At 35.1% G+C, this 7,960-nt stretch carries 12 protein-coding genes; 8 read left to right on the forward strand and 4 right to left on the reverse strand.

From position 1 onward, the window contains the following. Positions 1-130: 130 nt before the first annotated feature. The 4 genes from ACFWE9_RS24645 to ACFWE9_RS24660 all read right to left on the reverse strand — a co-directional run bounded on the left by ACFWE9_RS24645 (position 131) and on the right by ACFWE9_RS24660 (position 1,340). Entirely contained in the window at positions 131-343 is a 213-nt protein-coding gene (locus ACFWE9_RS24645) for a hypothetical protein (RefSeq protein WP_377359275.1), read from the reverse strand. 60 nt (positions 344-403) lie between these two features. After that, positions 404-568: a hypothetical protein gene (locus ACFWE9_RS24650; protein WP_377359277.1), complete on the reverse strand. Its 165-nt coding sequence runs from the start codon at positions 566-568 to the stop codon at positions 404-406. Positions 569-798: 230 nt separating this feature from the next. Beyond that, complete coding sequence (locus tag ACFWE9_RS24655) at positions 799-993, reverse strand: hypothetical protein (protein WP_377359279.1); 195 nt, start codon at positions 991-993, stop codon at positions 799-801. A 20-nt stretch (positions 994-1,013) separates the two neighbouring features. Continuing rightward, a complete protein-coding gene (locus ACFWE9_RS24660; RefSeq protein WP_377359281.1) occupies positions 1,014-1,340 on the reverse strand; it encodes a hypothetical protein in 327 nt (108 codons plus the stop codon). Positions 1,341-1,983: 643 nt separating this feature from the next. On the opposite strand from ACFWE9_RS24660, the gene ACFWE9_RS24665 reads away from it, so the two are divergent. From ACFWE9_RS24665 to ACFWE9_RS24700, 8 genes are all read left to right on the forward strand, one after another. Further along, on the forward strand, positions 1,984-2,151 hold the full coding sequence (locus tag ACFWE9_RS24665; RefSeq protein ID WP_377359283.1) for a hypothetical protein: 168 nt from the start codon (positions 1,984-1,986) through the stop codon (positions 2,149-2,151). An 84-nt stretch (positions 2,152-2,235) separates the two neighbouring features. Further along, positions 2,236-3,054, forward strand: coding sequence for a hypothetical protein (locus tag ACFWE9_RS24670; RefSeq protein WP_377359285.1), 819 nt, complete (start codon positions 2,236-2,238; stop codon positions 3,052-3,054). A gap of 2 nt (positions 3,055-3,056) precedes the next feature. Beyond that, positions 3,057-3,215 (forward strand): hypothetical protein, encoded by a 159-nt coding sequence (locus tag ACFWE9_RS24675; protein ID WP_377359287.1) that lies wholly within the window; start codon positions 3,057-3,059, stop codon positions 3,213-3,215. A 215-nt stretch (positions 3,216-3,430) separates the two neighbouring features. After that, positions 3,431-3,934 (forward strand): hypothetical protein, encoded by a 504-nt coding sequence (locus tag ACFWE9_RS24680; RefSeq protein WP_377359290.1) that lies wholly within the window; start codon positions 3,431-3,433, stop codon positions 3,932-3,934. After that, positions 3,931-5,688: a terminase TerL endonuclease subunit gene (locus ACFWE9_RS24685; RefSeq protein WP_377359292.1), complete on the forward strand. Its 1,758-nt coding sequence runs from the start codon at positions 3,931-3,933 to the stop codon at positions 5,686-5,688. The genes ACFWE9_RS24680 and ACFWE9_RS24685 overlap by 4 nt, the downstream gene beginning before the upstream one ends. Before the next feature lie 161 nt (positions 5,689-5,849). Then, entirely contained in the window at positions 5,850-6,287 is a 438-nt protein-coding gene (locus ACFWE9_RS24690; RefSeq protein ID WP_377359294.1) for a hypothetical protein, read from the forward strand. A 517-nt stretch (positions 6,288-6,804) separates the two neighbouring features. Then, on the forward strand, positions 6,805-7,260 hold the full coding sequence (locus ACFWE9_RS24695) for a Panacea domain-containing protein (protein ID WP_377359296.1): 456 nt from the start codon (positions 6,805-6,807) through the stop codon (positions 7,258-7,260). 68 nt (positions 7,261-7,328) lie between these two features. Then, positions 7,329-7,960, forward strand: a 632-nt coding sequence (locus ACFWE9_RS24700; protein WP_377359298.1) for a hypothetical protein, incomplete at its 3' end; no start/stop codon positions are given.

Raw genomic sequence — 7,960 nt, forward strand, 5'->3', positions numbered from 1 at the left:
GATTAATAGACCTCACTCGATTTATTCTTTCTTTGCATTTATAACAAACAAAGACAAGTAACTTATTATCGGACATTGTACATTTGTACAATGTCTTTTCTTTAAATATCCAAATAAAAAAAGGCAGCGTCTATTCCACCACCTTCATTATCTTCTGATATTCATCTTTTGGCATACCTTCCCAAATCTTTGGTCCATGGTCTTCATGGCCAGGCTGAGGATGAATAGTTGGCGTTGTATCCAAGATAAAGCTACCCAAAAATATGACTCCATAGAATAAAGGCATTGCTATAATCAACACGATTAAGCCCAACGCTCCAACTATATTTATGTATTTTTTCATTGGTGACATACCTCCCAATTTTTGAACTTTTATATTCAATTGATGTACAACCAGCATATTTTAGTCACTCCAAAACAAGTCACGAAACCACTTGACGGGAAGAACAGCCAATACACAAATTACAAAAAGTATGAATGCAATATACAGCATTCCTAAATCAATCAGTATGCCCATTACTACAGCTACACAGGAGATTATAATACCGATGGATAAGCGTTCAGTCATTGTCTCACCTCCCGTTTGGTTAGCTCCAGTAAATCTTTTATTAATTCATCGGTATGGACGAAAACAAACACTTGGTATTTTTCGTTGTTTCGATTGGGCATAATGATGAATGTCATGTCCAGCCCGTACCAGAGCCATAGCCAATGATTTTTTGTAAATGTTCTTGAGCCCCATGAAATTCACCTCCATTTATGAAATTGGAAAAGGAGGTAAAGTGCACCTCCTTAAATTCATTCCTTTTCCTTTTTTTCTTTCTTTTCCATTTTATGAAGAATGATTGAGCTAATAATCGTATAAACCACAAATGCCAACCAATAATGGCCATAATCATTGTCGTTATCATTGGACGAAAACATGAATATCGCAAATAGCAAATATGGAATGGTCAATAAGAGGCGGAGCTTCCATAGATACCGTCCCCACATCGGTATTCCTCCTTTTATAATCATTGGCAGTGCTTTTGAGATTTTTTCCACTCCTCAAATACTATGTTACTCGCAATAATTTCAGCATCGGTATATCCCAACCCACATAAAGCAACTTCAATTTCATCAGCTTTCCTACTGTCAAAAAATCTAACCTTTGGAATGAGCGCCCACGCTCGCTGTTTATCAATTTCCACAGCTACAGCAGTTATATCACCAAGCAAATCGAGGTCGTTTATATAATGGTCCAATGTGCGTTTGGCAAGAAAGTCAGTTCCTTCATTATTGTTACGGAAAAACAATCCTGTTAGAGTTTCGATGGCTGTTGATAAGATTTCTGGTTTCATGGCATTCGCCCTCCTAATATACTAAAAATTCTGATACTTATGTTACTACAATAGTATGAATTACAGGGAAAATGCTGTCAATCTATATACAATGATAGGTCAAAACTGCCAAGATTGGCGTGGGTAGGATGGTGGATGTTGGTTTTGTATATCTTATTTAATCCATTTTAATTGAAAACGACCCATTTAAACGTACTGTCACGGTGTTTTAATAATATTCGTAAGGGTTTATATATCAAATGCGTTAAAACGCAGTACAACGCAATTATGGACGTTTTTTCTAAACTTCGGGAAAAATATTTTTAGTTTCTGACCACATTCCAGTCTTGTCGGTTTGCTACTGAAAAAAAACCGACCCATCAGGGGAAGGACTGAAGCGTCTGAACACGTAGTGTTCTAAGCGCAAATGTACTGAGCGTGCGAAGTACATTTAAAGTAATACTCCTAGGTTCGCACGTTGTGCTCCCTATCCTCCACTCACTGCGTTCGTTTCGGTTCATGTCCGTTTCCCGTTGGGAACGGTTTATTTTTTTGCCATCCTACCTTTTAAAATATTTTCAATAAAATGATAGAATACACCTTATTTTTTATGTAGCAGTGTATATAAGTTATGTAGGCATCTAAACAAATGGAGGAATTACAAATGTATGTAGATATATTTACAAAATGGGTAGCAGATGAATTGCAGAAAAGAGGTCATGAATTGTTTAAAACAAAACCGAATAATCGGTTACCACGTTATAAAGTATTCGTATTTCCGAATACACCAGAATTTGAAAAGGATTTACTGGATATCACATTAAAACGCTAAGTACCTAGAAGTTGCCAACTTATATAAAGTAATTAAGATGGCAAGTTAGAGGTACTTAGCGAACATATAAGGGGTTTAGACAAAATGACAACTAAAGAATACTCTGTTCTTGAACTATGCGAGCAAGTTCTGTTTGTTAAGAAACAAACGTTTAAAAACAGTCAGGATAAGTACCTGAGCAAATTGTCAGAAAATTACCACGTTGAAATCATAAAGAAACGACCAATGATTATTGCATTAACAACCAAAGGAAAGTCACCGCAACAGGTTGATGATACCAAGTTCCTTGAAATCATCGGATGTGATATTGGCGGAAAAGATATAACGCTGCTTAAATTCATTTTGAAATCCATCCTTGAACGGATAATCGTGCCAGGGCAGGACGAAATCGCTCATCATGCAAAACAAGCAGGAATATGGAGCACCGATTCACGAGGTTCAGTCAAAAATTACATGGCATTCCTTCGTGAAAATAATATTATCGTTGAACCAATGACAATACCCACTTGGGATAACAATCCATTAGTTAAGCGTGTGATTGATAAAGAAACTGGCGAAATCTTACCGACTTATTACAAAAAGATTTGTAATCGTATTTACTTCGATTATGCGAAGGATGGGAGCAGTTTTCAACGTGAACGATTACCCAAGAATACACAAGAAGCGATTGAAATGGCCTATTACAATTCGTTGCCAGAAATGATGGAAAGTAAGATATACCCATTATATGCCAAAGGACACAGCGATAAATATATCAATAACGAACGGATGAAAGCACAAGATAAACTGCTTCGTGAAATTGGTACGGCATATGGAATTAATTATTGCGTAAGGATGGATGAACCTAGTATCAATCCTGTAATTAAGGGAAAATTAAAAGAATATTTCGGAATAGGAGTGTAAACATGAGTAAGAAAATCCGTGTGTGTCACACGCTATATGCTGAAGATATAGCGAAGTTGGACAAGGAAGTTGATGATTCAAAATTGTTGGATAATCGCTCTCAATTATTGACACAAATCATTGACTTCTACTATGAAAATAAGGATAGAGTTGAATATTAATATGCAAAAAATTCATAATATCCAGTTAATAATTATGATACGTCTATTCAAGAAAAGCATTTACGAATACAAGGATTTAGAAATCATACATCACAAACCTCAATCGAAATAATGATTGGGTTTTTTTTATGGAGAAGAAAGAGAGGACCAAGTTGTGGTCAACCAGTAAAAAATTTTTCCCGAAGTTTCAAAAAAATCGAAAGGAGTCGGAACATATGCCACAAGGAAGTATCACACCAGTATCAGAGATGACAGGCAACATGTCGAAACTCGAAAGAGAAATACGAGCACAAATAGAAGCAGAAATTGCCAATAAAGAACCAAGAAAGCCCAAACCCGATATTATATTATCGAAGGAAGAGCGAAAAATATTTAACCGACTTGTCAAACTAAATGACAATTTCACAGAGGACGATTCTAAGAGTTTAACAATATTAACACGCAGCCTACATCGTTATTCGTTATTGAATGACGTACTGAACGATTTAGACCCGTTAGATGAACAATCTGCATCACTTGAACGTAGGATTCATGCTTTCGATAAGTCCATCACCACACATATGACCTTATTGAATATCCCACTTACTCAACGTTTACGCATGGCAAACGACATGGCAAAGAGGATGATTGAAGAGAAAAAATTAGAACAAATGACAAATAACGCTCAACCGAAGGAAATCAATCCATTGGTGGCAATACTGGAGGCAAGGAAAAAATGAATAAATCGGTAGAATATGCCACCAAAGTGTTGGCAGGGGAAATCATCGCTCCTTCCCAAGTTCGGAAAGAATGTGAAAATTTCTTGCATGAATACAACGTGTTACAGCATCAAAAAGATTATGATTTTATGTGGAATGATGATATTGAATTATTCATCGATGAAATCATAAAAGAACTTTATTTCGCTCGTGGTGCTAAGTCAGCACATCCAATGTATGAGAATCTTGCACTATTCCAGTGGTTTATAATCCAAAACACATTTTGCTGGGTATATAAAGAATTTCCAGAGAAACGGAAGACTCGTGAAGTCATACTAACTGTAGCACGTAAGAATGCTAAATCTGTATTATCCTGTGTTATTCATATCATAGCGTTTTTCCTTGATGAAGAGAATGCTACCCATTACATAGGTTCGAATACTCGGCAACAAGCAAACATCATTTTTGAAGAACTAGTTAGCATTATCAAAAGTTCTCCGAATATGTTGCCACTGTTCAACATCAAGAAAACCTATGTGGAGTTCATACCGAAGAACTGCAAGATTGTTGCTTTGTCAGGAGATGCTCAAAAAGCAGACGGAACTATGGTATACGTGGCATCTGTCGATGAACTTGGAGCAAGTAACGATATTTTTAAAATGGTATCTTCACTTGAAACGGGACAGTTCGGACCTCGAAACCCATTAATCATTAAAATATCAACATCTTATCCTATCGAAAACGGGTTCAACTATTGGAATGAAGCAGTAGAAGACCTACGTAAAAACACGTTTGCTGATGACAGGAATCCCCGTAAATTCGGTTTGATATTCACCATCGACAATCCCAAAGAGCGCATTCAATTGAACGGTAGGGATGCGGAACGATGGGAAAACCCGTCTGTATGGCCTGAAGCAAATCCACTCGTAGCCGAACTTGATGACCTTGCTGAAAAATTGATGGAAGATTACAAAACCAAAAAGGATATACCGACTGATTTCTTCCTGTTCAAAGTTAAGAACTTAAATATGTGGATGGGCGCAAATGAAGGAGATGGCAATTTCTTTGTCGACCAACACACGTTAAAAAAATCTTTATTTGAACCTGCAGGTGATTGGGAATGGTGGAGGGGTAAAAAACAAGTCCTCATTGGATTGGATTTGTCCCTTAGAATCGATAATACTGCGGTAACTTTCATGTGGTATAACCAAGCAGACGGTTGCCATTACGTCAAAAACCTTGTGTTTTATCCTAAAGATATGGAAGAATTCAAATCGCAAAAGGAACGTATTCCTTACGCTACATGGGCACGGTCTGGATATTGCCAAGCAATCGGACAAGAAACAGTAGATTTCGATGAATTGGCGGACATAATCATCAATATTTGCCAAGAATACAATATCGACATTGCTTCCGTGGCCTATGATACTAAATACAGTCGTCAGCTCATCGCCAAACTGATTGATAACTTACCTATGGAAGTTGACCATGTCAAGATAGAACAAAACAGCAGGATGCTCGGAGATGTCATTTCGAATTTACAAGGTATCATTTACGAAGGGAAATTCCGTTACGCTCCCAATCCACTCATGGAATCAGCATTCATTAATGGCGAAATCGAGTTCAGGCAGGGTAAACCGTACATCAGAAAAGGTGATAAGCACCGTAACAAAATTGATAATTTGTTCAGTTCGTTTAATGCCATGAAAATCAGCATGTACATGGAACAAAATCACCTGTATGAATCTGACAGGAAGTTTTTCTTTGAACTTTAACACCTTGCCTGCTGTCCAAATGGATGGTGGGCTCCTTTTTTTGTTTACGGACAAACATCTGAACATCGACAAAATCCGACATTTGTGTTATAATGGAAAGATAATTACATAAAATCCTCCAATTACTAATTAAACAAAATAAATTATCGGGGGTAATGAAGATGACAGTAACAAAAACACTTATCAACACTTGGAAAGAAGAGTGGCAAGAATTTTTTGATGAGGCTCTTGATAAAACATGGCGCACCGAAGAATTGTCGCCAGAAGGAATTAAGAATCGGCTTAAAATGTTAAAGTACGCAAACGAAAATATTGAAATAATATTTTCTAAGTTTGATGGGATGCAAACTGTTTTCTCAGATTTATCCCAATCAGCACATGTGCTACATCAATTTTTAGATAATGATTATCACGATTATGAATATCAATCGCTTAGTTTTGAAATTACGGTAAATGAACACATTCAATTTTGTTTTGAACCATTAGATTCAACTGATGCCACGATGGAACTTGAATGTAAAATAGAATTTGAAAATGATTATTTATCATTTATAACTGATGAGCATGACCCAAAAGAACTTCGCATTAGTATGAAATAATTATAAAAACGCACCAGTGCATGAGCATTGGTGTTTTTTTGTTCTCGTACTCTCGTGCAGCAGTTACCTGTGCGTCGATTTGGTCACCTGTTCTTGCTGCTTTCATGCCTGTTCGAAATAACCCTACACAGTACGAATAATGGTATAAAAATTATTTTAACAACTCCATCAGTTCTTCCTAACATACCAAAGGGAAATTAACATGAACATAGAAAATTTATTATCAATCCTGGTATCAAACTGCAGCAAGAAGAATATTTTGGTTAAAGAAGGTCTAAAAACAGAAACCTGTTCCTTTATTATCCCTTAAAACTAATTAATATATGCCACAAAAATTAACTTTAATACCAGGCGTATATCAGAGTCTTTAGAGTATTTCGTATCATATACTAAAAAAAGTACATGTATTCTTGAATTTAGGGAATAATAAATCAAAATAATGATAAATAAAATTTCAATTCAAATTACACAATTACTCTAATTTAGATTACAATAGAGTTAGATAGGAGGAGATAAAATGGCAAATGTTAGAGACGTAGCAAAATACTTCATTAGTCTTAGTGAAGAAAGAACTCGTTTAGCTATTACTCCGTTAAAACTACAAAAATTACTTTATTACGCACAAGCATTTAATTTGCGTGAAGGCAGGGATACTTTGTTTCCTGAACCAATTGAAGCATGGAAACATGGTCCTGTAGTTCCTGAAATTTATCGTGCATACAAGGAATATGGTTATTTTACAATTCCACAGATTGACTTTAATAACATTAATCCAATCACTAATAAACCAAAACTATATCCTCATGAAATTGAAACAATAACAAGAGTATGGGAACAATATGGTCATTTAGATGGGAAATTCTTAGAAGAATTAACTCATCAAGAAGACCCTTGGCTTGATACTGACATCAATGAAGTTATAGAAATTGAAAATATTAGAGAATATTTCTCTAATGAGCCAGTAAATGTATGAGGCTAACTAATGCCTCTTTTTTTTGGTTACTTTTATTTCCTGTTATTTCGTATTTAGAGGTGTCATGGGTGAAGAATTGGTATTACAATAGTCAAAGAGTCAGGTATTTAAGAACATATAAGGATTGGACTGTTTATAAAATATCTAAAGTCGTAAATAAATCTCCATTACTTTTAATGGCATTGTATGTTTCTATAGTTCCAATTGCTTTTCTTATTTATATTTGTCCCAATCCATTGAATGATGTATTTGTTTCTCTTTTTAAATGGATTATTGAACTAGTAGGTATTGCTAACGTTCAAGATAGTGATATTCAGAAAATCATTTCCACTATTATTAGTTCACTTACAATTATAATATCGCTAATATCTGCAATTTATGTATTCACATACAGAGAACAAAAAAGTGTTGCTCCATCAGCTTCTGCCAATCGTAAAAAAAATAAGTTGGTTATGTTAGTTATTTCTTTCATGATTTTTAATGTGGTTTTTGGAAGTCTATTAGTATCTAAGTATACGAGAATTATGAAAGAGGATGGGTATAATAAAGATTCTCTAACAGTAACTAAATATATATTTTCTGAGGATTTACTTCTTCTTTCGACATTATTATTGTTAGTTTATTTAATAATTAAATTAGTTAATCACTTATTTAAAACCATGAGCGTGGATAAAATGCTTGAAGATTCAATAAAGGATAC

Source organism: Peribacillus sp. NPDC060253 (assembly GCF_042727425.1).
Lineage (GTDB): Bacteria > Bacillota > Bacilli > Bacillales > DSM-1321 > Peribacillus.